The following is a 1,196-nucleotide window of genomic DNA, read 5'->3' as shown; positions in this document are numbered from 1 at the left end:
CTTTGACCATTGCGTGTGGTGCAGTGGGTCAGGAACTGGAAATGTGCAAAAGCGGGGTGGCCGCATGGGCCAAAAAGACCGGCAACACCGTCAAAGTCTTTGAAAGCCCCAACCTCACCAACGACCGACTCGCCCTCTACCAGCAGCAACTCGCCGCCAAGAGCGACACCATCGACGTCTACCAGATCGACGTGGTCTGGCCCGGCATCCTCTATCAGCACTTCGTGGACCTCAAGGGCAAAGTTCCCGCCAGTGAAGTCGACGACCACTTCCCCGCCATCATCGACGCCAACACTGTCGGCAACAAACTGGTCGCCATCCCCTGGTTCACCGACGCCGGTTTGCTCTTCTACCGCAGTGACCTGCTGCAGAAGTACGGCTACAAGTCAGCCCCCAAAACCTGGAGTGAACTGGCCAGCATGGCCGTGAAAATCCAGAATGGTGAGCGCAAGACCAACAAGAACTTCCAGGGCTTCGTGTGGCAGGGCAAGGACTACGAAGGCCTCACCTGTGACGCACTGGAATGGATCACCTCCTACAAGGGCGGCACCATCGTCGACAAGACGGGCAAAGTGACCATCAACAACCCCAGAGCAGTGCAGGCCCTGACGCAGGCCGCCAGCTGGGTGAAGAAGATCAGCCCCGAGGGTGTGACCACCTACGCCGAGGAAGACGCCCGTGGGATCTTCCAGTCGGGCAACGCTGCGTTCATGCGCAACTGGCCTTACGCCTGGTCCCTGGGTCAGGGCGAGGACAGCAAAGTCAAAGGCAAGATCGGGGTGGCCCCGCTGCCCAAAGGGGGCGCCAGTGGTCAGAACGCTGCGACGCTGGGGGGCTGGCAGCTGGCGGTGTCCAGCTACAGCAAGAACCAGGCTGCGGCGATTGAGCTGGTGCGTTACCTGGCGGGACCTGAAGAGCAGAAGCGCCGTGCGATTGAGGCCTCCTACAACCCGACCATCAAGTCTCTGTACCAGGACAAGGATGTGCTGAAAGCGAACCCCTTCTTCGGTAGCCTGTACGATGTGTTCACCAGTGCGGTGGCCCGTCCTTCTGGGGTGACGGGGTTGAAGTACAACCAGGTGTCTCAGGCGTTCTCGGGTGCGGTGCACAGTGTGCTGACCGGCAAGCAGAAGGCTGCCGCTGCCCTGAAGCAGCTGGAAACCGACCTCAACCGCATCAAAGGTCGTGGCTGGTAA

Annotated in this window: 1 protein-coding gene; it reads left to right on the top strand. The window is 60.4% G+C overall.

Annotated features, from left to right (window positions below; all coding sequences use genetic code 11):
- The first annotated feature begins 2 nt into the window (after positions 1-2).
- Positions 3-1,196 (top strand): ABC transporter substrate-binding protein, encoded by a 1,194-nt coding sequence (locus DC3_RS28780; protein WP_246130850.1) that lies wholly within the window; start codon positions 3-5, stop codon positions 1,194-1,196.

The sequence above is a fragment of the Deinococcus cellulosilyticus NBRC 106333 = KACC 11606 genome, from assembly GCF_007990775.1.
GTDB lineage: Bacteria > Deinococcota > Deinococci > Deinococcales > Deinococcaceae > Deinococcus_C > Deinococcus_C cellulosilyticus.
Note: the sequence above shows the minus strand (reverse complement) of the source record. Positions and strands in the feature narration are given on the sequence as shown.